The organism is Ewingella sp. S1.OA.A_B6 (assembly GCF_049889095.1).
GTDB lineage: Bacteria > Pseudomonadota > Gammaproteobacteria > Enterobacterales > Enterobacteriaceae > Ewingella.
Genome location: NZ_JBLJFK010000006.1, coordinates 65,148 through 91,939 on the forward strand (window position 1 = coordinate 65,148; position 26,792 = coordinate 91,939).

The 26,792-nt window shown below is 51.7% G+C and carries 21 protein-coding genes; 5 read left to right on the forward strand and 16 right to left on the reverse strand.

Annotation, left to right across the window (positions count from 1 at the left end; translation table 11 throughout):
- Positions 1–23: 23 nt before the first annotated feature.
- From recC to rppH, 9 genes are all read right to left on the reverse strand, one after another.
- Positions 24–3,395: an exodeoxyribonuclease V subunit gamma gene (recC, locus tag ACMV8I_RS13690; protein ID WP_498865761.1), complete on the reverse strand. Its 3,372-nt coding sequence runs from the start codon at positions 3,393–3,395 to the stop codon at positions 24–26.
- 107 nt (positions 3,396–3,502) lie between these two features.
- The gene (locus ACMV8I_RS13695; protein ID WP_498865762.1) at positions 3,503–3,841 is read right to left on the reverse strand and encodes a prepilin-type N-terminal cleavage/methylation domain-containing protein; all 339 of its coding nucleotides are present in this window, start codon (positions 3,839–3,841) and stop codon (positions 3,503–3,505) included.
- Positions 3,825–4,346: a YgdB family protein gene (locus tag ACMV8I_RS13700; RefSeq protein WP_498865763.1), complete on the reverse strand. Its 522-nt coding sequence runs from the start codon at positions 4,344–4,346 to the stop codon at positions 3,825–3,827. The genes ACMV8I_RS13695 and ACMV8I_RS13700 overlap by 17 nt, the downstream gene beginning before the upstream one ends.
- Positions 4,343–4,930: a prepilin peptidase-dependent protein gene (locus ACMV8I_RS13705; RefSeq protein WP_498865764.1), complete on the reverse strand. Its 588-nt coding sequence runs from the start codon at positions 4,928–4,930 to the stop codon at positions 4,343–4,345. The genes ACMV8I_RS13700 and ACMV8I_RS13705 overlap by 4 nt, the downstream gene beginning before the upstream one ends.
- Positions 4,921–5,418, reverse strand: a complete 498-nt coding sequence (locus ACMV8I_RS13710; RefSeq protein WP_498865765.1) for a prepilin peptidase-dependent protein — start codon at positions 5,416–5,418, stop codon at positions 4,921–4,923. The genes ACMV8I_RS13705 and ACMV8I_RS13710 overlap by 10 nt, the downstream gene beginning before the upstream one ends.
- Before the next feature lie 249 nt (positions 5,419–5,667).
- Entirely contained in the window at positions 5,668–6,462 is a 795-nt protein-coding gene (thyA, locus tag ACMV8I_RS13715; protein WP_498865766.1) for a thymidylate synthase, read from the reverse strand.
- A 6-nt stretch (positions 6,463–6,468) separates the two neighbouring features.
- A complete protein-coding gene (lgt, locus tag ACMV8I_RS13720; RefSeq protein WP_498865767.1) occupies positions 6,469–7,338 on the reverse strand; it encodes a prolipoprotein diacylglyceryl transferase in 870 nt (289 codons plus the stop codon).
- A gap of 174 nt (positions 7,339–7,512) precedes the next feature.
- Entirely contained in the window at positions 7,513–9,759 is a 2,247-nt protein-coding gene (ptsP, locus tag ACMV8I_RS13725) for a phosphoenolpyruvate--protein phosphotransferase (protein WP_498865768.1), read from the reverse strand.
- Between the two features lie 11 nt (positions 9,760–9,770).
- Positions 9,771–10,298 (reverse strand): RNA pyrophosphohydrolase, encoded by a 528-nt coding sequence (gene rppH / locus ACMV8I_RS13730; RefSeq protein WP_498865769.1) that lies wholly within the window; start codon positions 10,296–10,298, stop codon positions 9,771–9,773.
- Positions 10,299–10,992: 694 nt separating this feature from the next.
- Between rppH and mutH the strand changes: the two genes are divergently transcribed.
- From mutH to ACMV8I_RS13750, 4 genes are all read left to right on the forward strand, one after another.
- Positions 10,993–11,679 (forward strand): DNA mismatch repair endonuclease MutH, encoded by a 687-nt coding sequence (mutH, locus tag ACMV8I_RS13735; protein ID WP_498865770.1) that lies wholly within the window; start codon positions 10,993–10,995, stop codon positions 11,677–11,679.
- Positions 11,680–11,787: 108 nt separating this feature from the next.
- Positions 11,788–12,006, forward strand: a complete 219-nt coding sequence (locus tag ACMV8I_RS13740) for a YgdI/YgdR family lipoprotein (protein WP_498865771.1) — start codon at positions 11,788–11,790, stop codon at positions 12,004–12,006.
- A 303-nt stretch (positions 12,007–12,309) separates the two neighbouring features.
- Positions 12,310–13,350, forward strand: a complete 1,041-nt coding sequence (locus tag ACMV8I_RS13745; RefSeq protein WP_498865772.1) for an NADP(H)-dependent aldo-keto reductase — start codon at positions 12,310–12,312, stop codon at positions 13,348–13,350.
- 257 nt (positions 13,351–13,607) lie between these two features.
- Positions 13,608–15,080, forward strand: a complete 1,473-nt coding sequence (locus ACMV8I_RS13750) for a DASS family sodium-coupled anion symporter (RefSeq protein ID WP_498865773.1) — start codon at positions 13,608–13,610, stop codon at positions 15,078–15,080.
- Positions 15,081–15,160: 80 nt separating this feature from the next.
- On the opposite strand, the gene lplT is transcribed toward ACMV8I_RS13750, so the two are convergent.
- From lplT to ACMV8I_RS13765, 3 genes are all read right to left on the reverse strand, one after another.
- Positions 15,161–16,366, reverse strand: coding sequence for a lysophospholipid transporter LplT (gene lplT / locus ACMV8I_RS13755; protein WP_498865774.1), 1,206 nt, complete (start codon positions 16,364–16,366; stop codon positions 15,161–15,163).
- Positions 16,363–18,528: a bifunctional acyl-ACP--phospholipid O-acyltransferase/long-chain-fatty-acid--ACP ligase gene (aas, locus tag ACMV8I_RS13760; RefSeq protein WP_498865775.1), complete on the reverse strand. Its 2,166-nt coding sequence runs from the start codon at positions 18,526–18,528 to the stop codon at positions 16,363–16,365. The genes lplT and aas overlap by 4 nt, the downstream gene beginning before the upstream one ends.
- Positions 18,529–18,897: 369 nt before the next feature.
- Positions 18,898–21,162, reverse strand: coding sequence for a molybdopterin guanine dinucleotide-containing S/N-oxide reductase (locus ACMV8I_RS13765; RefSeq protein ID WP_498865776.1), 2,265 nt, complete (start codon positions 21,160–21,162; stop codon positions 18,898–18,900).
- A 264-nt stretch (positions 21,163–21,426) separates the two neighbouring features.
- Between ACMV8I_RS13765 and galR the strand changes: the two genes are divergently transcribed.
- On the forward strand, positions 21,427–22,431 hold the full coding sequence (galR, locus tag ACMV8I_RS13770; protein WP_498865777.1) for an HTH-type transcriptional regulator GalR: 1,005 nt from the start codon (positions 21,427–21,429) through the stop codon (positions 22,429–22,431).
- A 71-nt stretch (positions 22,432–22,502) separates the two neighbouring features.
- Here the strand turns inward: galR and ACMV8I_RS13775 are convergent, their stop codons facing one another.
- From ACMV8I_RS13775 to ACMV8I_RS13790, 4 genes are all read right to left on the reverse strand, one after another.
- The gene (locus ACMV8I_RS13775) at positions 22,503–23,276 is read right to left on the reverse strand and encodes an FCD domain-containing protein (protein ID WP_498865778.1); all 774 of its coding nucleotides are present in this window, start codon (positions 23,274–23,276) and stop codon (positions 22,503–22,505) included.
- Between the two features lie 170 nt (positions 23,277–23,446).
- On the reverse strand, positions 23,447–23,764 hold the full coding sequence (locus tag ACMV8I_RS13780; protein ID WP_498865779.1) for a PTS sugar transporter subunit IIB: 318 nt from the start codon (positions 23,762–23,764) through the stop codon (positions 23,447–23,449).
- A gap of 13 nt (positions 23,765–23,777) precedes the next feature.
- Complete coding sequence (locus tag ACMV8I_RS13785) at positions 23,778–25,214, reverse strand: glycoside hydrolase family 1 protein (RefSeq protein WP_498865780.1); 1,437 nt, start codon at positions 25,212–25,214, stop codon at positions 23,778–23,780.
- 40 nt (positions 25,215–25,254) lie between these two features.
- Entirely contained in the window at positions 25,255–26,610 is a 1,356-nt protein-coding gene (locus tag ACMV8I_RS13790) for a PTS sugar transporter subunit IIC (protein ID WP_498865781.1), read from the reverse strand.
- Between the last annotated feature and the right edge of the window lie 182 nt (positions 26,611–26,792).

Here is a 26,792-nt window from a genome sequence, read left to right on the forward strand (position 1 = left end):
GATAAATTTGCATCATCGCTCTACTATGCCAGATTGTGCCGGGCAATAGGCAAAAGGAAGCGCTCTGCCTCACGGACAATAATCTGTAGCTTTTGCGTGTCTATCTGCCGAAAAACTCGCTGAATATAGGGGTCAGCCCCTTCACCGGAAACTCGGTAGTCTCCCTGCCAGGCTTGCAGCAATTTACTGCGGCCCTTCTCCTGCTTTTCTGCGTCGTGGCTAATAGCCCCGGAGCTTTGGTCAAAGCATTGTGCCAACCAGGCCCAGCCACTTTTATTGAGCAAAATTAACGGCTCGGTCATTCCCTGCAAATAGCCGGCAATAAGATCATCCAGATATTGCATCGCCTGTTCAGGCGGTAAAGCCGCATAGCGCCATGCAGTTCCGCTTCGCCCATACATGCGGCTCTCAGCCGTGCCACCTGAGGCACAATAGGCCAAATGTTCAATCCATAGCAATAAGCCATCCCGCGCCAATAATGCCGCAGGCCGCCAACGTAATGGCCCATTTTCCTGTATCTGATGTAACCAGCCTGTCAGTTGAATATCTCCGACCGCCAAATTCAGCTCAATACTGGCGTGTTCCTGCCTTTCACTACGAACCTGTTCCGCCAGTTCAGACATTTCTTCGAGCTGTTTCTGCCAGTAGATTTCACCAAATGGGCCGTAGGGCAATCCGCCCGAGGCACGAATGCGGGAAAAGAGCCGATTGCTGTCTTGTTCTTCAATGAGCGTGTTCAATAATTGCGAGTTGAACTGATAACGATCGAGATTATCCAAAATGAAGGGTTCTTCATCCGAGAGTTCGGTCTCCTCCAGCACAAAGCTTACATTCAGTCTCATCTGGAAGAAGGCCTTTATCGGATGACGATAAAAGCGCAGCAGGTTATCAAGTGTCACTTCCGTGAGGGGTAAAGGTTCCAGCGGTTGATTGAATTCAATAACCTCATCACCTTGCAGGCTGGCCGCAGGCAGCCACTCTGCGGCATAACTTTGATGCTCATTACCTGCCTCAAAATTGAGTGCATCAAAAGGGGTGCGAGGATGCCAGCAAAGTAAATGCTCAGTGACCCGCTCAGCACTTTCGTCGGCGCTTAAATCGCTGTCGCCCTCAAGACAGTAACTCTGCCCGATATATTCCAGCAGTTCACTGACCAGAACCGAAGGGTAACGCTCGCTGTTATCCTGGATAGAGCGTCCTATATAGCTGATATACAAATGGTCTTGAGCAGAAAGTAGCGCTTCAAGGAACAGGTAGCGGTCATCATCGCGGCGGCTGCGATCCCCGCGTTCAACTTTTTGCGACATCAAATCAAAACCCAACGGCGGCAAGGTCCTTGGGTAAATACCGTCGTTCATCCCCAATAGACAGACCACTTTGAAGGGAATCGAACGCATCGGCATCAACGTACAGAAATTAATAGGGCCAGCAAGGAAACGCTGACTGATACGTTCCTGATCGAGTCTTGAGGAGAGTTCATCACGCAGGATAGACAGCGGAACAACATCGGGGTACTGCGCCGCCACGCCATGGCTGAGCACCTTTTGCCACTGCTGTTCAATCAATGCCAGCGCAACTTCGGTCTCGCCCTCGGCGGAGAAGAAAGTGACCAGCAGTTCCTGACATAAAGGTAACCATTCACTCACCGGACGCGGCTGCGATAAGGTCATTCGCCACTGGCTGAGTTGCATCAGTAACTCAGCCAGATGCCCGGCCAACTCAGCCACCAGCCCGGTTGACTCATCATAGGGTAAAACCCCCTGCCATTCACCTGACTGGCTATCCATGGCATACCCTAACAACATTCTGGTCAGGCCAAAATGCCAGGTGTGCTGGCCGGTGGCGGGAAGCGATAGCTCACGCACATTGTCATCGTCCAATCCCCAACGGATACCGGACTCTCCGACCCACTGGCGCAGTAAGCGTAGCCCATTTTCATCGATAGAGAAGCGCGCAGCCAGTGCAGGAACTTCGAGCAACCCCAGCACCTGTTCCGCAGTAAAGCGACTTTGGGGCAGATCCAGTAGCGAGATAAAAGCCTGAAGTGCAGGATGAGCCTGACTCGCTTTTCGATCTGACAACGCGAAAGGTAGGTAGCGCTCGGACGGAGCATTGCCGAACACGGCCTGAATGTAAGGCGCGTAGTTGTCGATATCGGCAACCATCACGATAATGTCACGCGGAGTGAGGTCGGGACTCTGAGCCATCAGTGCCAGCAGATTATCATGCAGTACTTCGACTTCGCGCTGCGGGCTATGGCAAACATGCAGGCTTATGGAGCGGTCATCCGGCGCCAGCACCCGTTTCTGCCTACTGTGCAACAAGGTTTCAGGGGTCATGCCAATCACGGCATTATCTTCCAGCTCCAGCATGTCTTGCTGAATCGCATGTAAAAGGTGGTTGTGGCCTACATCCACGAAAGCCTGAACCTCCTGAATGTCATCTATTTGAGACAATAAATACATATGGTCTCGCCCCAGTTTGCCCCACGAAGCTAAGAGAGGATTGCTGATATTCTGCTCGCCCTCCTCGTTGAAAAGCTGGGCGGCCTGCGAGGGATCCCTAAAGAGAGAGGCTTCTGTTTTCTCAATAAAATGACGACGTTTACGGCTTTGCAGCCGCGCCAGAAAAGCATAATTTTGAATATCGCCCCAGTAGTATTTACACGGATTGGTAAACATCAGGTGAATATCAATATGCTTACCCAGCGCTTGTAAGGCCTGGAGATAAACAGGCGGAAGTGCGGAAATACCGCAGATAAATACTCTTGCGGGTAAACCGGCTGGCGTCACTTTGGCTTTATCTAATTCTGAAATAAAACGCTGATAGAGGTTGGCGCGATGCCATTCGGGTTGCTGCAACACTTCGGTGTAAGTACAAAGTGCACGCCACAGTGAGGCCTGCCAGCGCTGAGACGCATCCAGCCCTTCAATTTCCTTTTCGTTTTCCCAGGCATGCAGCCACTTAGGCCTGTAGACCAAATACTGGTCAAATAAGTCCGCCACGCGGGCGGCAAGCTGATGAATTTTGCGTTTGTCTTCATCATCATCCAAATAATGACGCAGGGCGATGAAATCCTCATCGGCCAATTTCTGGGGAAGCAGCCACATCAGTTTCCAGGTCATGGCATCTTTACTGAAGGCGCTCTCTTTAGGAATATCGGGAAGCACTTTGGTAAACATGTCCCAGATAAAGGTCGCGGGTAGTGGAAAAGCGATATTCGCCGCGATGCCAAAAGTCTGCGCCAGCTCCATTTGTAACCACTGGGCCATACCGGGGCTTTGCACCAGTATCACTTCCTGACAGAAAGGATCGGCAAGCGGGCGTCCTTCAATCAGCGCCGTGGTGAGCGTTTTCAGAATATCTAATTGATTTGAATGATAAACCGTAAACATTAGCGCTTCCTTGAGGACAAAATGAAAAGAACTTTTTAGGGACTTAGCAGACTACTCTACCCAGCTTAAGAGGTAATGAAAACCAGTGCTCACAGGCTTCACGGCACTCACAAACCCAGTGAAACAGCTGGGTTACATATTATGCGGGAGGACTGCGCGATATATCCTGATAAAGTCTGAATACGTACAGTAACAATTTTACAGCCGGTAAGCCCGGCGGTTACCGTGATCTGACTCTGCCAGCCCGCCAGCGTCATGGCATAACCTTTACCCGTTATCGAGTAGGTATCAAGTTGCGCATGTGCCTCGGACCACGCCTGCCTGAACTGCCACTGACGCATAAAACCTTGAGTCAGCGCCTGATAATATTGCAGCAAACCCAGCAGTGAAACAGCCAATAGCAGAGTGGCTATCAAGGCTTCCGTCAAACTAAAGCCCTTTTGCATCCGTTGCCTCCGCGCTGGTTGCCTCGCAATAGACAGCGTCAGACTCGGGGCAGAAGTCCAGCCAGCCCTGCTTAAGCGCAGCCAGAACATATTGTCCTCCTGGCGTCTTTGTCGCTGTTACTTGCTGGTACAACGTTAATGGCGATGCACCCTTTGTCGTTTTCCCTTCACCTTTGATCAAAAAAATACCCTCCCGTAAAGAGGGTCGCATACAGCTGTTTAATGGTTGTCCCAGTCCGGCGGCGTTCACATTTCTTCGCTGACACTGCCATCCGTTCCCTGAGGATATTGCCCAGGATTGTCGCATCCCCCAATTGAGCGAGGATTCCGCCTGTTCCCATTCAATAAGATAGCGGTGCTCATTCGCGGTCAGTAATAGCGCGCCAGACAGATGCTGTCCAAGGGTAGTCAGAACCAAAAGACCGAGCGACATCAGCATCAAAATACTCAATATCATCGCACTGCCGCGTTCACTTCCGCCGGTATGATTGCTAATACCTCTCACTGCTGATACCCCGCCACTCGCTTTTCAATGTGCCGATGAATAGTGAGCGCATCACGCCAACGGGCTGACAGGCTTATTGAATATAAATGGCCATTTTTCGGCGAAACAGTGTCTGTGATCTTAAATCCAGTCACCTGCACCTCCGATGGATCCAGAAGTTTCTCCCAACCGCCCTCTGAACAATTGTCTGTTCCACGTTGTGTTTCTATCCCACGGTCACGCAATCGGTAGCCAAAATAGTCTGGCTCAATGCTGCCTGGAGGATCCCAGCGGCCGTTGCGGTTCAGGTCATAAATGATAATCACGCAAGAATTCGCTGCCTCACCGTCACTGTTACCGATCATTACGGCCTTTCCTTTACACTCACCATTGCAAAACCCTGCACGCCGCAAGTCCTTTTCAATATTGAATGCCGTTCCTCTTAGAAGTTGATCCAGTTGGAAGTGCCGGCCAAGGCTTTGGCTACGATGACGGAACATCGGATAGAGCTGTGCCGCACTGAGCATCAGCATGCTGCCAATGCTGATTGCCATCAGCACCTCGGGCAGCGTGAAGCCCTGTGAACGAACTTGATTCAAAGGCATTGCGGCGATCCCGGCATAGGTTTGCCTTCGCTACATAATCTGATGCGCCCTCTGGCTGAAAGAACCAAGCGAATGCTGCCCGCAGAATTCATCAATGTGATATGCCCTGCCTGTGCGGCATTACGTATGCCATAGAACCCCATGACTTTCTCAGTGAAGTCGAGAACTTCCATGTCAGACTCAGACATCACAAAGCGCGGCAGACCTTCAGAAGAAGTACAACTTGCCGGGCGCAATGAATAGCCAACACAGCCTTGAATACCGCCTATAGCCCATAAGATTATCGAACGGTTATAAGCATTAGCTTGCGTCTGTAAACTGATGAGATAGAGCCTTAATCTCTGGGCATTCTGTTCGAGGCGAAGCGCCTGCTGATAACCCTGCCAGCCGTGCATTCCCCACAGGCTACATATGCTGATCAGCATAATCACCACCAAGATTTCTATCAGGCTCATGCCTTGTTGTTTTGAGTCGTTGGATTTTTTCATGCGGAGATTTTACTCAGCCCTGGCGGGTCAACAACCGACAAAGCAACACTTTCCAGCAATCCTCTGGAACATTTTTGAGCATTAGTTTACATAACAAATTTTATGCGACATGGCTCGCAAGGCAGTAAGACAGGCCGGAATTATTGTGGAGAAAACCAGAAAAAAGCGTAGAAAAGATGGCGTGAAACGGGAGGAAGGATTAGCGCAAAAGATTCCCCGCCAGTGTGGAGCCAACGGGGAAGTCAGGACTTAAATAGCGACCGGGGCTTTGATCGCAGGATGCGGATCATAGCCTTCGATATCAAAGTCTTCAAAACGATAGTCAAACAGCGAGTCTGGCTTACGTTTGATGATGAGTTTAGGCAAAGCACGTGGTGTACGGCTCAGCTGCAAGTGCGTCTGATCCATGTGGTTGCTGTACAGATGTGTATCACCGCCCGTCCAGACGAAGTCACCCACTTCCAGGTCACACTGCTGGGCCATCATATGAACTAATAGGGCATAGCTGGCGATATTGAAAGGCAGGCCAAGGAAGATGTCGCAAGAACGCTGGTATAGCTGGCAGGAGAGTTTGCCATCGGCCACGTAGAACTGGAAAAATGCGTGACAAGGCGCCAGCGCCATTTGATCCAGCTCCCCAACATTCCACGCAGAAACGATAATGCGTCGGGAGTTTGGATCCTGCTTCAACTGGTTTACCACATTGGTCAACTGATCGATCTGCTTGCCGTCGGCAGAGCCCCAGGCTCGCCATTGCTTGCCATATACGGGTCCCAGATCGCCGTTTTCATCGGCCCACTCATCCCAGATAGAGACGTTATTCTCACGCAGATAAGCGACGTTGGTTTCACCTTTCAGGAACCATAACAGCTCATGAATGATAGAGCGCAAATGACATTTTTTAGTGGTAACCAGCGGAAAGCCATCTTGCAGATTGAAACGCATCTGATGACCGAAAATTGACACCGTACCCGTACCGGTACGGTCAGCTTTAGGTGTGCCCTCATCGAGCACCTTCCGCATTAAATCCAGATACTGTTTCATGTTACCTCACGACAACTGTTTTTGCGGGCGGCGATAGGCCCAGATTATCACGATGACACCGATGACAATCATTGGAACGGAGAGGATCTGCCCCATGCTGAGGAAGCCGTCAAACAGGCCCAACTGTGCATCCGGTTGGCGGTAATGTTCAACGATAATACGGAAAGCACCGTAGCCAATCAGGAACAGACCGGACACAGCCCCCATCGGGCGAGGCTTGCGGATGAACAGGTTGAGGATGATAAACAGCACCACGCCTTCAAGCAGCAATTCATACACCTGCGACGGGTGACGAGGCAGAACACCATATTGATTCAGCAACGGCTGCAATGCAGGGTCAGCGGCGGCAATGGCGATATCCTCCTGACGTGAGCCAGGGAATAGCATCGCCCAAGGTACATCGGTGGTGACGCGGCCCCACAATTCTCCGTTAATGAAGTTACCCAAACGACCGGCCCCCAATCCAAACGGGATCAGCGGAGCAATAAAGTCGGAAACCTGGAAGAAAGTGCGCTTAGTGCGACGCGCAAACCACAGCATGACTACGATGACGCCAATCAAACCGCCGTGGAAGGACATACCGCCGTCCCAGACTTTGAATAAATAGAGCGGGTTTTCGAGGAACAAAGGCAAGTTATAAAACAGTACATAACCGATACGGCCACCGAGGAAAACACCGAGGAATCCGGCATACAGTAGATTCTCAACTTCGTCTTTCGTCCAACCACTGCCCGGCTTGTTGGCACGGCGAACCGCCAGCCACATTGCGAAGACAAAACCGATCAGATACATCAGACCATACCAGTGCAGAGAAACAGGTCCTACGGAGAATATGACCGGATCAAACTGGGGAAACGCCAGATAGCTGTTACGCATCTATCACCACAAATAGTTTATTGTTATCGCCCGGTTAGGGGTCAGCAGGGGCTGGATCATAGCACAGGCAGTGCTTGCCGCGGACAAGGCAGTTTGGAAAATTTCTGTAAAAAAACGTCACATACCCTGCTCCCGGAACGGCCAATGCACGGGCACCTGAAGAATGTAGAGTATTTATTTACCGCCGCGAATCAGACCACCCAACCCACGTCTTTCCATGAAAGCCGCGGTCATGTGGCGGACATCAGTCGTGAATTGCGCCTCAAGCGCTCTGCGGGCAAGTTCCTGTGCGTCTGCTAAGTCAATACGCCGCAACAGGTATTTAATACGTGCAACGCTGCGGCCGTTCATGCTGAGGTTTCGATATCCCATGCCGGTTAGCAACAGTGCCCCCATCGGGTCACCGGCCATTTCACCGCAAATGCTGAGGGGCAAATCGGCGATTTCGGCATCGGCCACGATCTGTTTTAGCACCCGCAGCATGGCCGGATGCAGGCTATCGTATAACCCGGCGACCCGGGTATTATTACGGTCAACGGCCAGCAGATACTGTGTTAAGTCGTTAGTTCCAACGGAAAGAAAATCGACCCGTCCCGCGAGTGAAGGCAGCATGAAGATCATCGATGGCACTTCGATCATCACGCCAATACGCGTTTTAGGTAAGTCGTAACCGAGTTGTTCCTGCACCTCACGCGCTGCGCGATCGATTAGGCGGCGCGCCTCATCAATCTCTTCCAGGCTGGTGATCATCGGCAGCAGAATACCGAGGTTGCCAGTAGCCGCATTGGCCCGCAGCATGGCGCGAACCTGAATCAGGAAGATTTCCGGCTGGTCGAGGGTGATGCGGATACCGCGCCAGCCCAGACAAGGGTTCTCCTCACTGATTGGCATGTAGGGCAGTTGCTTGTCAGATCCAATATCCAGCGTACGCAAGGTCACTGGCTTGGTGGGAAATAGCTGCAACATCCCCTGATACTGCGCGACCTGTTCCTCTTCCGAAGGAAAACCACTTTGCAACATGAACGGAATTTCGGTGCGGTAGAGGCCCACGCCGTCAACGCGAGTGCCAAACAATTTTTCGTGATCGGCACTCAGACCCGCATTGAGCATCACCTGAACCCGCTCACCGGTTTTCATTGCCGCAGGTTGCTCAACGTCATCTTCCGCACGCTGACTCAGCTCCATCTCTTCGCTGATCAGCCGCTTATATTCGTTAACCAACACCGGCTCAGGATCGATCAGCAGTTCGCCACGGTAACCATCGACAATCAGTTGGCGCTGGTTGAGCAGCGATGGCTGAATATCTGCCCCCATAATAGTTGGCACGCCCATGGCACGCACCAGGATCGCAGCGTGGGAGTTAGAGGCGCCGTCACGCACAACCACACCGGCCAGTCGGTCCTGAGGAACTTCAGCCAATAAGGTGGCGGTCAGTTCATCCGTTACCAGAATAAAACGCTCTGGCCACTGAGTATTGCCCTGAATAGTGTCATCAAGATGGAAAACTAACCGCAGTCCGAGCGCCCGCAGATCGCTACCGCGTTCTCGCATGTAAGTGTCTTGCAGGCTGGCAAACTGCGCGGCAAACTCCTCCACAACTTTTTTGACTGCCCACTCCGCTACTGAGCCCTTATCAATTTCAGCGAAGAGCTCACGCTTAAGCCGTGCATCATTGAGCAAGTGTAAATAGAGGTCAAAAATGGCAGCACTTTCTTTCTGTGCGCTGGCGCTAAAACGTTTACTAAAACGACGGAACTCGGCACCCGCATCTTCCAGCGCGCGGGTCAGACGCTCACGTTCACGCACGGTGTCCAACGTGGACGCCATATAGACCTGATCTAGCGAAGGTTGTGTGCTGTCCTGCCAGCCAGTACCAATAGCGACGCCGGGGGAAGCAGCCAACGCTTTAACACGGGTTTGACGAAAGCGGCCATAGAGTACGTTGAGCTGGGCCTGGGACAAAATGCCCGCTAGCTGGTTGGCAAGCGTAACCATGAAAGACTCTTCGCTTTCATCGAATTGCCGGTGTTCACGCTGCTGGATAACCAGCACGCCGAGTAACTGGCGACGGTGAATGATCGGCACGCCGAGGAAGGATCGGAAGAGATCCTCTTTTACCTGGGGAATATATTTGAAGCTGGGGTGACTCTGCGCGTCGGCGAGGTTGATAGGTTCTGCCAGGCGCCCAACCAGCCCGACAATACCTTCGTCGAATGCCAATGCAATAGTGCGCCCGCGAGGTTTTTTCAAACCTCGCGTCGCCATCAGGTAGTAACAACGGCGGTCATTGTCAGCGAGATAAACGGAACAAACTTCGGTATCCATCGCCAGGCAGGTTTCATTGACCAACACGTCCAGCGCATCATTCAGGCTGGACGTCATCGCTACCTTTTCAACAATTTCTCGCAAACGCGTGAGCATTTCTTCGTGACTTAGCCTCTTTTACGGCGATAAACGGGCGACGTCCGGAGCATAGGAATTTCCTGCATTGGCATCACGGTCATGGAAAACTCCTTCATCACGCGACGGTAAACATCACGTTTGAATGACACGACCTGACGCACCGGATACCAGAAACTCACCCAGCGCCAACCATCAAATTCTGGCGTACTGCTGCGCTGCATGTTGATGTCTGCATCATTACACATCAATTGCAGCAGGAACCATTTTTGCTTTTGGCCGATACATACCGGCTTTGTATCCCAACGCACCAAACGTTTTGGCAATTTATAGCGTAACCAGTTGCGGGTCGAAGCCAGAATACGCACATCTTTTCTGCCAAGCCCCACCTCTTCAAACAGCTCACGGTACATGGCCTGTTCAGCAGTTTCACCCGGGTTGATACCCCCTTGTGGAAACTGCCAGGAGTGCTGACCGTATCGTCTGGCCCATAAAACCTGGCCCTGCTTGTCACAGATTACGATACCAACATTCGGGCGGTAGCCATCATCATCGATCACCGGACTACCTCGATAAGCTTAAAATCATAGATGTTCTGATTGTTTCATACTACCAACAGGCGGTAAACCACTGCTTCGCCCCTATCTTCACGAATAAAAATGGGATAACTCACACGAAAAAGCAAAGTTATAAACAGGCAGCCTCATACAAGGGCGATTTTATTCACTTTTTCTGTGGATAGGTATGTGAAGAACTTCATGACAAGGGGGTAAAACTATTTTAAGCTTTTTCCTGTCCAGTTTTCATCATGATTTTAAATTGTTTAATTTCAATAAATTAAAAACAACCCACAGCTTCTCCACCGGGTTATTTTGTGGCTTTAACGGTACAGCGAGCGATCGCTGGCGAAAGATCAACCAACGACGTTTTTATCCACAGATAAAAGCGACCCATTGACTATTTATGGGGCAAAATGACAAAAAAACCCCACAGTCAAGCCTGTAAATCGAACCAGTGATCGTTATAAAGGTAGGTTATCCAGAAAATCTGTGGATAAGTAGGGGGAAGATCCTGTTCATTGTCCACTTCAACTGTGGGTTAACCTTAAATTATCCATCAGCATTGCAGGACTTTTCGAAAAAAAAACCACGATAAATCATGCTATTATTAGGGGTAGTCGCGGGTATAACTTTTAATTTTGTCCAGTGTTTTTCCTGCGTATGAAAATCAACCAACTATTGCGGGACTTGCTGTATGTCAATTCCACTGCCCATTATCGACCCACCCCACGACGAACAAGCGTTGCTGGCCCGCGCGCAATCGCTGGCGGGTTATTCTCTTGGGGGATTAGCTGAGCACGCAAATCTGGCTATCCCGCCAGATTTGAAACGCGAAAAAGGCTGGGTCGGCATGTTGCTGGAGGTCTATTTGGGTGCAATGGCAGGCAGTAAACCTGAGCAGGATTTCGCCGAAATCGGCATAGAGCTTAAAACCATCCCGATTGATGCCACCGGCAAACCGCTGGAGACCACCTTTGTATGCGTCGCGCCTCTGACCGGCAACAGCGGAGTGACATGGGAAAGTAGCCATGTCCGGCATAAACTGGCCCGCGTACTCTGGATCCCGGTGGAGGGAGAGCGTCAGATCCCACTTTCAGAAAGAAGAATTGGCACCCCCCTGCTTTGGAGCCCTTCCGCTGAGGAGGAACAACAGCTGCGTCTGGACTGGGAAGAGTTGATGGATTTGATCGTACTGGGAAAAGTCGAAACAATTACCGCGCGTCACGGCGAGGTGTTGCAGCTGCGCCCGAAAGGCGCTAATAGTAAAGCGTTGACTGAAGCCATCGGCGAATTTGGTCAACCCATAATGACTCTGCCGCGCGGTTTTTACCTCAAAAAGAGTTTTACCGGACCTTTGCTGGCGCGACATTTTCTGCTTTAGTTGATCGTTGATATTTTAAACAAATAAAAGACATTTTTTACCTAACCTCAACCAGAGGTTTTGCTACGCTAATAACTGTTTTAACAAGCCCATAATTAAGGAAAAGCAATGAAGAAAGGCTTATTGATGATCAGCGCCGCGCTGATAGTAGTTGGTCTGGCCGGTTGTGCCAGTGATTATGTCATCTCAACCAAAGACGGCAGCATGATCCTGACAGACGGCAAACCTAAACTGGATAAATCAACCGGGTTATTGAGCTATACCGATGATCAAGGTAATGAACGTCAAATCAACAATGACAACGTCAGCCAGGTCATGAAACGCTAAGCGCTGTCAGAAAAGACTTTCATAGTGAAATACCCGCGGCGAGTCCACTGCGGGTATTTCAGCTTTTTATTAACTCCAGCCTCACCATTTCCAGCCCAACTCAGCTTGCCACTTCCCCCATCCGCATCGCTTGTATATAGTCAGATATCGTCTCTGACGCACAGACAACGGTTTAAAACCGATAACGTCTTAACTTTAAAATAGATACCGTCCCTGAAAGAAATATCACGCTTGAAAGATATATAAAGTCAGTTAAGGCACTTTTTATCAGCCTGACATCCTCAAAAGTAAGGAAGACCGGCAATGCAATATCACCGTATACCCCACAGTTCTTTAGAAGTGAGCTTACTGGGACTTGGCACCATGACATTTGGTGAACAGAACAGCGAAGCCGAAGCCCACCAACAGCTGGATTACGCCGTCGCTGCGGGCATCAATCTGATTGATACGGCAGAAATGTATCCGGTGCCACCGAGTCCGCAAACCCAGGGTCTTACCGAAAGCTATATTGGCAGTTGGCTAAAAGCCCGCGGTAACCGCGAAAAGATCGTGCTGGCCAGTAAGGTTTCCGGGCCTTCACGTGGCAGCGACAACGCCATCCGTCCAGATCAATACCTGGATCGCAAGAACATCCGGGCAGCGCTCGATGCCAGCCTAAAACGTCTGAATACCGACTATCTGGATCTCTATCAACTGCACTGGCCGCAGCGCCCAGCGAATTTCTTCGGAAAATTGGGTTATCAATACACAGACGACAGCTCACCGGTCACCATTCTGGAAACGCTGGAAGCACTGAATGAACAGGTACGTGCCGGGAAAATTCGTTACATTGGCGTATCAAATGAAACGCCATGGGGTGTGATGCGTTATCTGCAACTGGCAGAAAAACACGATCTTCCGCGCATTGTGTCGATTCAAAACCCCTACAGTCTGCTAAACCGCAGTTTTGAGATTGGTCTGGCAGAGATTAGCCAACATGAAGGCGTAGAGCTACTGGCCTACTCCAGCCTGGCTTTCGGTACGCTGAGCGGCAAATACCTCAACGGTGCGAAACCAGCGAATGCGCGTAATACGCTCTTCAGCCGTTTTACCCGCTACTCTTCGCCGCAGTCTGAAGCCGCTGTAGCCGAATATGTGGCGCTGGCGAAAAAACACAGTCTGGACCCATCACAGATGGCGCTGGCATTTGTTCGTCAACAACCTTTTGTCGCCAGTACCTTGCTCGGCGCGACATCACTGGAGCAGTTAAAGATCAACATCGACAGCCAGAATCTGACGCTGGATCAGGACGTGCTTAACTCGTTGGAAGAGATCCACAAGCGTTTCACCATTCCTGCTCCATAATACCGATAAGTAAACAATAAAAAGGCGCGGTGTTGGTCAGAGTGACTGACGACACCGCGCCTTTTTTTGGCGCTTTCATGCAATATCATGATTTCGGACATATATTACGCCGCCCTCACTATCTATTATCGTTGAACGGTCGGTGCACCTCTAACAATGCAGATCGCATTGATCACAGAATAAAGACATTCGTTAATCTCAGATCACTGCCCCAACTTTTCTGAGATGTTGATTATCTCTGGAAGAGTGAAAATATTATGGATCGGATGACCCCGCTGAAACCTGTTCCTTCCCTTATCGCCATAGTCATTACGCTGACTATCTGGTTTGTTATTCCGCACCCTCAGGATGTAACCCCCAACGCATGGCATCTGTTGGCGTTGTTTGTCGGTACTATCGCAGCAATTATTGGCAAAGCCTTGCCTATCGGCGCTATTTCAATCGTTGCTATTGCGCTGGTTGCCTTAACCGGTGTGACCAACCCTGGCAAACCATCAGCCGCATTGAATGATGCGTTAAGCGGTTTCTCCAATAATCTTATCTGGTTGATTGGTATTGCGATCATGCTATCGCAAAGTTTGAGTAAAACAGGACTGGGTTCGCGTATCAGTTACTATTTTATATCTCTGTTTGGTAAAAGTACGTTAGGTATCGCCTACTCGCTGGCAATTGCCGAAGTCATGCTGGCACCGGTAACACCCAGTAATACTGCACGGGGCGGCGGTATTATTCACCCGATTATGCGCTCTATCGCCGACAGCTTTGATTCAAAACCGGAGCCAGGATCGACTGAAAAGATGGGGCGTTATTTAGCGCTGGTTGGCTACAACATCAACCCTATTACATCAGCAATGTTTATTACTGCGACGGCCCCTAATCCTTTGATTGTCAATTTGATAATGCAAGAGACGGGCTCAAGCTTTCAGCTCACCTGGGGAATGTGGGCAATCGCGGCGCTGGTGCCCGCACTCATTTCGTTGATTGTGGTTCCGCTGGTCATTTATTGGCTTTATCCGCCGGAGATCAAAAAAACGCCGAATGCACAGTTTTTTGCCAAAGAAAGAATACGCGAATTGGGGCCCGTTTCCCTGCCGGAAAAAATCACGCTGTCAGCATTTGGTTTGCTATTGTCATTGTGGGCTGGCGTTCCGGCCTTCTTTTTGGGTAGCGCATGGGCGATAGACCCCACAACGGCGGCTTTTATAGGGCTGTCTATCCTACTCGTCACAGGCGTACTAAGCTGGGATGATTTACTAAAAAATAAAAGTGCATGGGACACGATAATCTGGTTCGCTGCGCTGGTAATGATGGCAACGTTCCTCGGTAAGCTTGGTTTGATTCGCTGGCTTTCACTGAGTGTGGGGGGCGCAATTGATAACTTAGGCATCGGCTGGATTGGTGGCACCATTTTACTGGTTTTGGTCTACGTTTATTCGCACTACTTCTTTGCCAGCACCACCGCACATATTACCGCCATGTTTGCCGCCTTCTTCACCGCAGGTCTGGCTCTGGGTGCTCCTCCTGCATTCTTAGGCTTAATTTTGGCGTTCTCTTCCTCTCTGATGATGTCCCTGACCCACTACGGCACCGGCACGGCACCCATCATCTTCGGCTCAGGTTATGTCACGCTGACTGAATGGTGGAAAGCCGGATTGATCCTCAGCGTGATCAACCTGGTTATCTGGATCACCGCGGGGGGATTATGGTGGAAATTGCTGGGGTACTGGTAAAAAGGGGGGATAGCTGGCATTAAAAAAAGAACCTCACGTTGAGTGAGGTTCAGATTGGTTGAAAATGAGGTGAAAACGTATTACGCCCGGTGCTTTTGCATCACCTGCCACACCCACAGCGCGGTAATGGCGAGAGCGAAGACCACGCCGAAGCCGATACCAATGCCGACCACCGGCACGCCTGCCATGACCACCAGTGAATATAAGCCAAGCATCAGCAACATAGCGGTGTTCTCGCCGAGATTCTGCACCGCAATCGCGTTACCCGCGCCGACCGACTCTTTGCCGCGATGCTGCAACAACGCATTCAGTGGCACCACAAAGAATCCGCCGAGGACCCCGACAATCACCAGCAACAAGTAACTGTTCATCATGCTGGTTTGCACGGCGAAAATAATGACCGCGACACCAATCGCCACGCCGGCGGGCAGACAACGCTTGACTGTTTTGAGGGTGATCAATTTGGCCGCCGCAGCGGCACCAAAGACGATACCGATCGCCACCATGGCGTTAAGCAGCGTCGGAGTTTTGTTGTCAGTAATACCGAGCGCCACCGGCACCCACAGTACCAGCAGGAAACGCAGCGTGACGCCCGCACCCCAGAACAGGCTGGTACCGACCAGTGAGAAACGAGTTTCTCCATCATTCCACAAAATACGGCAGGCGCGGAAGAAGGTACCGGTCATGACTTTCGGACGCCAGGACTGCCCCGGACGGGCCGCCGCAAGGTTTGGAATAAACCAGTTCGCCACCACTGCTGCCGCGTAGGCCAGCACGCAGACACTCAGCGCGGCCAGAATATTCCAGTCGGCCAGTGCCCCCCCTGCCACCGAGCCCAGCAAAATAGCGGCGATAGTTGACGCTTCCATCAGACCGTTGGCTTTCACCAACTGTTCACCTGCGGTAATTTCACCAAGGATGCCGTACTTAGCGGGTGAATAAGCTGCCGCACCAACCCCGACCAATGTATAACCGAGGAACGGGTTCAGTCCGGCGCAAATGACGGCCGCGCCGGCCAGTTTGAGAATATTGGCAAACATCATCACCCTGCCCTTGGCAAAGCTGTCGGCGAACTGGCCAACAAACGGCGCGAGAATGATGTAAGTGGCGACGAAAGCCATTTGTAAAATGGGCTGACTCCAGTCGGGATAGAGCTGTTGCTTAATCAACGCCAGTGCAGCAAACAGCAGCGCATTATCGCCGAAGGCTGACAGGAACTGCGCCACGATCACCGCGGTCATACTGCGCGACATCAGGGGGGATTTTGCAGGTAAAGGCTGGGTCATGCCTCATTCTCCGGTTTTTCTGCCATCTCGCGCAGGGTGACAAAGTCAGGTTTACCGCTGCCGAGTAACGGCAGAGCTTTCACCACGCGAATATCGCGCGGCACGGTGAGTTCAGGCAGCCCAAGCTCGCGGGCGGCTTTAGAGAGTGCGTCGCGGCGCAGTTCGGTATCGGTGGTAAACAACACCAGCGCTTCGCCTTTGCTGCTGTCACTACGCGAAGTCGCGGCGTGCTGGGCATCGGGCGAGGCTTTCAGTGCCAGTTGCTCTACGCTTTCAAGTGATACCATTTCACCAGCCAATTTCGCAAAGCGCTTCACGCGGCCCTTAATGGCGCAGAAACATTGCTCATCGAGCGTGACGATATCACCGGTGTCGTACCAGCCAGCCTGCATATCGCCTTCAGCGTTTTCGGCCTGCGGTGCTTCCAGTACACCGGGATTTTCCACCCGCAGATAGCCTTTCATGATATTCGGCCCGCGCAGTTGTAAACGCCCGCCTATTTCAATCCCTGACACCTTGATCAGGCGCGCCTCCATGCCCGGCATAATGCGGCCCACGGTGTTAATTTTAGTGGACATCGGCACATTGATAGACACTACGGGCGCGCATTCCGTCACGCCATAGCCTTCCAAAATGCGGATACCGAATTTTTCCTGCCAGATTTGCTTGGTGCTTTCAGACAGCTTCTCTGCACCGGCCACCACGTAACGCAAACGGGCGAAATCATAGGGATGGGCAAAACGAGCGTAGTTGCCGAGGAACGTCGAGGTGCCAAACAGCACGGTACAGTTCTGATCGTAAACCAGCTCCGGCACGATGCGATAATGCAGCGGACTTGGGTAGAGGAACACTCTCGCACCGGTAATAAGAGGCGTCAGCAGGCCAACTGTCAGGCCAAAAGCGTGAAACAGCGGCAGCGAGGACATAAAGCGGTCACGCGGAGTGAAATCCGCAATAGTGCGGATTTGCTCGACGTTAGCCAGCAGGCTGGCATGGGAATGTACTACGCCCTTAGGGTTACCTTCGGAGCCCGAGGTAAACAGCACCAGCGCCGCATCGTCGGCTTTTTGTGGCAGCATCGCCCGGCGCGGGAAGATCAGGTGAAACAGGATCCACAGCTTATCTTCGGTGGTCACGGTATCTTTTAGATCTTCCAGATAGACCCATTTCGCTTCCGGGACGTTTTCCGGCAGATGCGTTAATTTGCCTTTTTCCAAAAACTGGCGCGAGGTGATAATGGTTTCAATCTTCGCCGCTTTCATCGCGCTTTTGATGCCTTTGGCACCCGCCGTATAGTTAAGCAACGCCGGAATACGGTTACGCATTGAAGCACCGAACAGCGCCGCGGCCATGATGGTGGCGTTCGGCAGCAGCATTCCGACATGTTCGCCTTCACGGGTGAAGCGTTGCAGAATACGGCTGACACCCAGGGATTTTTTCAACAGTCCCTGATAACTGTCTTCTTTGAAGGCGATGTCCGCAATGCACGGTTTACGACGACCATAACGGGTCTGCGCAGACAGTAATGCCTGGTAGAGTGTTTCCGGCTTGCGGGTATTCATCCGCGCATCCATCATGATGTCATGCAGCTTCTGCCCGGCCAGTACACGACGTTCACGGGCGCGCGGGGCATCAGGCATCGGTACCTGCTGCGGCGGCAAAATGTTGATAGTGATTTTTGGGAACCAACGGATTTTAAAGCTGCCGAACAGACGGCCGAACGGCGTGTATTCTGCACCGTCAATGCGCACAGGTATGACAGTAGCCTGTGACTTCGCCGCCACAAAAGCGCCACCGTCGTAAATTTTCATCAGTGAACCGGTGACCGTGATGCGCCCTTCAGGGAATACCACCACCGGGCGACCCTTTTCAACTTCGCGCACCAAACGTTTAATCGCCATCGGCTTGGTCGGATCCAGTGGCACGAAGTCGACGTAAGGTTTCAGCCACTGCATATACCAACTGTTGGTAATGCTGGAATAGACTGCAAACACCGGCTTGACCGGCAGGAAAAGCACCAACAGCACGCCGTCGATAAACGAAACATGGTTCGGTGTGATCAGCAATCTTGGATAATCAAAATTGGCGTTGGCAGGCGTGACCGTGACGCGAAATGCCAGGCGGAACAGCAGCCTGAAAAACCGAAACAGAAAGTTGTACATCGGAGCCATCTCCTTATGAGCCATCCCTGATTCTGAAAGAAAAAAGGTTAAGGAAACAGCATACTATAGGAGAGAGGCGTTTTACGACGGATAGGAGATAGTTTAGGAAAGTCCCGCATTCAGCGATGCTGAAAAAAGGCAAAAAAAAACCTACGCATCCGCGTAGGTTGGTGCAAATCTAATCGGTATCAACATACAAAGTACGTTGATGATTCACCAATCAATACCTCTGGGATGTTCAATTTAGCCGCTTTGCCTTATTCCCAGCCAGCAAGTAATCGCAACATAATCCCGCAAAGTGTAACCAGTGGTGAAAAACTGCCTGTATTCAGTCATTAATGACACATCAGGCAGTAACCCGATAAAATCTTATGGATTTATGCTGGCAACCTCGACCAGACAGCTCATCGCGTTCGGCCCCTGAGTCAGTGGCGAAGTACCGATATCTAACGTCAGCACGTTGGGGTTACCCGCCTGTTCAGTCTCCTGCCATTTGCCACCAAAGCCGGGGTCAAACCATGCACCGGTCGCCATCAGTACCACGCCACGGGTGATCCCGTCATTGATCGATACGCCCGCCAGACAGCTACCGCGATCGTTGGAGACTTTCACCAGCGCGCCATTTTGTAGCCCGCGCCCGGCTGCGTCGTCCGGGTGCATCATCAACGTTTCTTTGCCTGCCGTTTTATTCGACTGCGCCAGCGGGGATTGATCCAGCTGGCTGTGCAGACGATCTTTCGGCTGAATAGAAATCAGGTGCAGCGGCCACTGTTTCGCGGTGTCAGACCCCAACCACTCCACCGGCGGTTTCCACTCAGGATGACCGGCGAAATCGTGGTAACCGTAGCTGGCGATTTTCTCGGAGAACAGCTCAATTTTGCCGCTCTGCGTGCCGAGCGGATTCGCACGCGGGCTTTTACGAAACGCCTCGAAGAACACGAAATCTTTCTGCGGCATCGGCAACTCGACAAAGCCACGCTCCCAGAAGCTTTCAAAATCCGGCCACTCTACGCCGGTGCCGTTCTGCGCTTCACCGCATTTTTGGTAAATATGACGCAGCCAGGCATCTTCGTCGCGGCCCTGCGTGAACTGCTCGCGGTAGCCCAGACGCTCAGCCAGATCGGCAAATATGTCGAAGTCATTGCGCGCCTGATGCTGCGGCGCAATCGCCTGATGCATCGCCAGCACGAAGCGGTCACGGGACGAACCACCAATGTCATTACGTTCAAGCGTGGTGGTAGCCGGTAACACGATATCCGCCATTTTAGCGGCCGGTGTCCAGACATTATCCTGCACAATCACAGTGTCCGGTTTCTGCCACCCTTCCACCAGCCGGTTGAGCTGCTGATGATGATGGAACGGATTGCCACCTGACCAGTGCACCAGATGGATATCCGGGTAGTTCAGCGTTTCTCCCTGAAACTCATACGGCTGACCGGGGTTGAGCAACATGTCGCTGATACGCGCCACCGGGATCGACAAACCGGATGGGTTTGGCCCGGCGCTGACCGCCGGCCCCGGCGTGTCAAAGCGAGGATTACCGACGCTATTCATCGAACCATGACCAAATGAGAAGCCACCGCCCGGCAGACCGACCTGCCCAAGCATGGCTGAAAGGGCAATCATCATCCAGTAAGGCTGCTCGCCGCGATGGGCGCGCTGAACTGAGTATGAACAAGTAATGAAGCTACGCACGCCAATGAGCTGCTGCGCCAGCCGGGCGATACGCTCTGCCGGAATGCCGGTGATCTGGCTTGCCCACTCCGGCGTTTTTGCCACGCCGTCAGTTTTGCCCTGCAGATAGGCCGCCAGTTGTGGATATCCAACGCAGTGGCTGGCGAGGAAGACGTCGTCCTGAGCACCCTGGCGCTGAATTTCGAAGGCTACCGCCATCATCAGCGCGGCATCCGTATTAGGACGAATAGGGATCCACTCAGCATTGAGAAATGCCGGGCAGTCATCGCGCATGGGGCTGATATTAATCACTGGCGTACCTTTCTTCGCCAACTGCTCAAGCGCCGGTTTCAGCGTGTGCTCAACGGCACCGCCGGACGCCACCTGAGCATTTTTCAACGCCAGGCCACCAAAGGCCAACAGGATCTCCGCGTTGTCCACCACGCTCGGCCACGATGTAACGCGTCCGGTCATAGGTGTAAAAGTACCAATCACGTAAGGAAGGAAAAATTGCGCCGAGCCCCAGCTGTAATTGCCCTGCTGATCCACACCGCCACCGCCGGCAAAATAAAAACGTCGCACCAGAGATCGCGCATGATGAAGACGACCTGCGGAAGACCAGCCATATGAACCGTTGAAAATACCGGATGCGCCATAGCGATCCCGCACGCGTTTGTTCTCTTCCGCCACCAGATCCAGCGCCAGATCCCAGTCCACTTCGACAAAATCTTCTTTACCACGCAGCGTACGATCGCTGTTTTCACGCTTTTGAAGCCACGAACGGCGCACCGCCGGTTTGCGGATACGTTTATCAGAATAAACCAGCGGGACGATGGAGTCGAGCAAGGGAGAAGGGTCTGCATCCGCAGAGTGAGGCTCACAGCGGATTAAGCGCCCGTCTTCAACCACGGCGGTGTAGGCTCCCCAGTGGGCCAATTGCGGATAGCGTTTGATTGTCATGTTGTTCTCTGATGGGATTATTATAGGCAAGTGAATAACGTTAAAAATAGCATTGGGGGCAGTCTGAACTCAAAGCACAAATATCGATAATCACTCAGTTTTGCAGGTAAAGCGGCTGTCAATCAGCCCTTGGCTGTCGAGTGCCTGATCCACAAAATATTGTCTTGCATCACAAAGTTGCGATCTGCACCCCTTGCCCCACCGCGCTTTGTCCGCAAAACTGATAATGTAAACGCTTACCCTCACACAAATTTCGGACGTGTAATGGCTACCATCAAAGATGTTGCAAAACTGGCAGGTGTCTCCGTTGCGACGGTTTCACGCGTGATTAATCACTCCCCCAAGGCCAGTGACAGCTCGCGTGAAGCGGTGCAGAGCGCAATGCAACATCTGCAATATCATCCCAATGCCAATGCCCGGGCGCTGGCGCAGCAATCCACTGAAACCCTCGGCCTGATTGTCGCGGATGTCTCAGACCCCTTCTTCGGTGCCATGGTAAAAGCAGTGGAACAGGTGGCCTATGCCACCGGCAATTTTCTGCTGATCGGCAACGGTTACCACAATGTCGAGAAAGAGCGTCAGGCGATCGAGCAGTTGATCCGTCACCGCTGTGCAGCACTGGTGGTCCACGCCAAAATGTTGCCCGACGACGAACTGCAAAGCCTGATGCAACAGATCCCTGGTATGGTGCTGGTTAACCGAACGCTGCCTAATTTCGAACAACGCTGCGTGGCCCTTGATGACCGTCACGGCTCCTGGCTGGCGACTCGCCATCTGATCCAAAGCGGCCACCAGCGCATTGCCATTTTGTGCTCCAATCACGGTATTTCCGATGCTAAAGACCGCCTGCAAGGCTATCTCGACGCCCTGAGAGAGCACAATATTCCGGTCGACGACAAACTGATCGCCTACGGTGAGCCTGACGAAATTGGCGGGGAACAGGCAATGGCGGATCTCCTCGGATTAGGGCGCAGCTTCACCGCAGTGACTTGCTATAACGACTCTATGGCCGCCGGTGCGCTGTCGGTGTTAAGTGATAACAGCATTGATGTGCCAGGAGAGATCTCATTGATTGGTTTTGATGACGTGCTGATTTCCCGCTACCTGCGCCCGCGCTTGACCACGATTCGTTATCCGGTGGTGGCCATGGCAAATCAGGCTGCACAGCTGGCCCTCGCCTTAGCTAAAGGTCAGCCGCTGCCAGAAACGACCCATATGTTCAGCCCGACGTTAGTGCGCCGACACTCGGTGACCGGCCCGGCGACCTAAATACACGTCCTGCTTCAGGCGACAAAGGCGTTGGCTGCAACGCGACTAAGTTCAGACGTAGCAGCTCTACGTCAAACCATCTTGCCCTGAAAAATCGGCACCGATTCAAACAAATAACCATCGAACTCCGGCGCGTCCACGTCGGAGAGTTCCATCAGGGTGTTTTTGACGTTCTCCAGATGTTGCCAGGTAGCCTCATACGAGCCCATGACATCGCGACGGCGCAGCGCAGCCAGAATATTTTGGTGATCAGCCAGCCATTTCAACCGGTAGCCCCGAGTCGCGATGTGGCTATGTAACTGCTTCCACAGCGGGCTGGAATCCCGATGCAACCAGATATTTTTCACTGAGTCGAGCAGCATCTGGTTTTGTGTCGCGCCCGCAACCAGCAGATGAAACAGGCGGTCGTTATCGCCGCTTTCGTCATTTGCAACAATCGCGCTCTGCTCTTGTTCTAGCGTGCGCCGCAGGTTTTCGATGTCATTTTTGGTCGCCATTTTGGCGGCAAAGGCGGCGATATTACTCTCAAGCAACTGCCGCGCCTGTAAAATCTCAAAGGGTCCGATCTGGCCCTGATAAAGTAGGTCGTCTTCCCCCTCTTCTGCCGAAGGAATGCGGATCACATACACGCCAGATCCTTGACGGATATCCACCGTCCCTTCCAGCTCCAACATCAGCAAGGCTTCACGCACAATGGTCCGGCTGACACCGTAGGTTTCTGCCATATTACGTTCAGGCGGTAAACGCGAGCCAATAGCAAAATGCCCCTGCTGAATTTTCTCCCGCAGGTCATGCCCTATTTCCTGATACTGTTTTCGCTCTTGCGGCACCGCGCCCTTTTCCACACTTCCACCTTAATACCCAAAAAATGATTGTATTCCCTGTTCAGGAATGCCAAAGGCGATATTGTCGCAGCCCGTTTGGATGGGGCCAGCGCACAACCTCGCAGCAGACATGCAGTAAGTGTGAGAGTGAGCGCAGCCCGAGTTAAAAAGGGCAAGTCGATAGCCTCCGGCTAGGATAGCAAATTCAAAGCCTGATCCAGTACTTTCGCGCCATTCAACGTACCATAAGCAACCGAATCTATGATGGCGATCGGGATGTTGTAGTGATCCGTAAGTTTTTTATTTTCCGTCAACTTGAAACGCACTTGCGGACCCAGCAGCACCGCCACGACGTCCTGCGCATATTGCTCCAGCTCATCGCGTAATTCTTGTTCAGGAATGGCGTAGATTTTGTATTCCAGACCGCGCACAGCGGCCTCTTTTTCCATTTTGGTAACCACCAGCGAAGTGGACATGCCTGCCGAACAGGCCAATATGATGCGTTTCATGCGCTTTCCTTAGTTATTTTTCTTCGTCGTCCAGCGTGAATGACAACACGCCAGATTCGCTCAGTGATTTAAACCAGTACGATGATTTTTTCTGGCGGCGATCGCGCTTATCATCAAGATCAATTTCAATCAGGCCATAGCGATTTTTAAAGGCGTTCATGGGCGACACGTTATCGGTAAAGGCCCACAGCATATAACCGAGGCAGTTTGCCCCTTCTTCACGGGCTTTCAGCGCCCAATAAAGATGTTCAGCGACAAACTCAATGCGGTAATCGTCCTGAATTTCGCCACTGGCCGCGTCGCGAAATCTTCCTTCGTTTTCGATACCGATCCCATTTTCAGCAACAAACCACGGAATATTGCCGTACTCCGTTTTTATGCGCATCGCCATGTCATACACAATGTTCGGATATATTTCCCAGCCCCGAGACGTATTCATCCTGCGTCCCGGCAGTTCGAAATGTTCATAATAAAAAGCCGGGTGGAATGGCGTCTGTTTATTCCATTCTCGGCTCGGGGCTTTTACGCGGTGTGGGTAATAAAGATTAATACCCACCTCATCGACGGTGTTATTACGGATGACCGCCAGTTCCTGCTCTGAATAATCGAAATGCACCTGGTGCTTTTCGAGTAAATCGAGCAATTCCTGCGGGTATTCTCCTTTGATCATCGGATCTAAAAATACGCGGTTATAAAACAGATCGTATAAATGCGCCGCTTGTTGATCGTGCGCTGACGACGAGCGAGCGTAGGTCACTTCAGGATTGAGGATCACGCCGATGCTACCGTGGGTGTCATAACCCTGACGGCGAAACAGTTCGATCACTTTGGCGGTAGCCAGCACTTTGTGGTGATTCCACTGCATCCATTTCGCGGTGTTCTGCTCGAATGGCCAGCGGATGGCATCCAGATAAACGCGCGTCTGCACCACCACTGGCTCGTTAAACGTAAACCAGCGGCTGACTTTACCGGCAAAACGTTCAAACACTTTTCCGGCATACAGCACGAACAACTCGACGACTTTCTTCGAACTCCAGCCGTCATATTTTTCAAGCAAATAAGCCGGGAGTTCATAGTGTTCGAGACACAGCATCGGTTCTATACCGTTGTGCTTCATCTCATCAAGGTAGTTATCAATGTATGCAGCATACTCTTCATCGACGGTGCCGAGTTCATAGTCAGTAAGAAAGCGTGACCAGTTGATCGACGTACGGTAATGCGTCAGGCCGCTGGCCTTCATCAGGGCCACATCTTCTTTATAACGGTTATAAAAATCCGTGGCTTTTGCCGGACCATAACCGTTATGCCAGACATGGCGATGATTTTTGTACCACAGGTCAAGATATGAATCTTGTCCGGATTTTTTACCGCACCAGCCTTCGGTTTGCCAGGCAGATGCTGCAGCGCCCAGGATAAAGCCGTCAGGGATGGCAATAGAAACCTTACTCATCACTTTCCTCCTTTCGTCTTTACTTCATTAAGTTATGCAATCACATCGTCCGCTGAGCGGTAGCTGGCTGTTGCTGTTTTTGTTGCATGGCCTGCTGCTGCGCCAGATCTGCACGCCGCGATGCCACTTTGACAAACGGCAGGTAAATCAACACGGAGACCACGATGCAGCCAATTTGTGTGATCACCGCCCCCATCGACCCCGCGGTGGAGAGCCAGGCGTTGATGATTGGCGGCGTAGTCCAGGGCACCATCACCACGGCACGCCCGGCAAAACCCAGGCTGGTGGCAAAATAGCCGATGGTGCCGGTGACAAGCGGCGTGATAATAAAGGGAATGGCCAGGATCGGATTGAGCATGATCGGCATGCCGAAGATCACCGGTTCGTTGATGTTAAAGAAGCCTGGCCCCAATGATAGCTTGGCGATCTCTTTCATCTCTTTGCGACGTGTAGCCATCAGCACCGCCAATAACAGACCAATGGTGCAGCCTGAACCGCCGATACTCATATAAACATCCCAGAACGGCATGGTGATAATGTTCGGCACCTCATGACCTTGCTCAAACGCCGTCATGTTGACCATGATCGCGCCCAGAAGCAGTGGTTCGCGGATAGGTTTGATCATCTGGTTACCGTGAATGCCGATCACCCAAAACAACTGAGCAACAAACATCAGCAACAAGATCCCTGGCAGGCTTTGCATCACCGACTCGAGGGGACGCTGGATCACCTGATATACCGCATCGTACAAATACATGCCGGTTACGCGATGGAAAACGAAACCAAAAGAGGCAACGATCACGACGGTAATAATGGCCGGTATTAAGGCAGAGAAGGACGCAGAAACATTCGGGGGTACGCTTTCCGGCATTTTAATGCGCAGACTGTTAACCTTTTCCAGCGCGGAATAGATCTCGACCGACAAAATGGCAATAAACATGCCAAGGAACAGACTTTTAGTATCGGAAAATTGTTTCGCCAATACGTCTTTCACTTCCTGCATGTGGCCGTTGACCATCATATCGACGGTGGTCGGCGTGACAGCAATAAAACAGATAACGGCTAATAATCCTGGGAATAACGACCGCGAGCCGTTTACTTTCCCCAGTTCAATACCAATTAAAAATACTGCGCCGATGGTTAGAAAACTCAACGTAGCATAATTAATACTGCTCATGATCGGCTTGAGCATTGCCAGCCAAGAAAACATGTCAAAATGAGCTAAACCATTTTTAGGGTCCATCACCATATTGGAAATTAATACCGAAAAAGCGCCGACAATAATCACCGGCATTAAGGTAATAAACGCCGCTTTGATCGCCATGATGTAGCGCAAGCTGTTAAAGGTATTGGCAAAACTTCCGAGAGAGTCAATCAGACGATCCTTTAGGGACATGACACCACCTCTGTTTATTTGAACAATGTTTTAGGTGTTTGTTTCACGCAGACGAGTATGAAAATATAGATCACTACGTCATCGCGAATTAAGGCCAGAGTCCATTTCTGAGGTCATCCTGTTTACCGCTTGCGTGAGGATTAACGCAATGTGGTATGCCAAAAAATAGCCTAATTTGCATT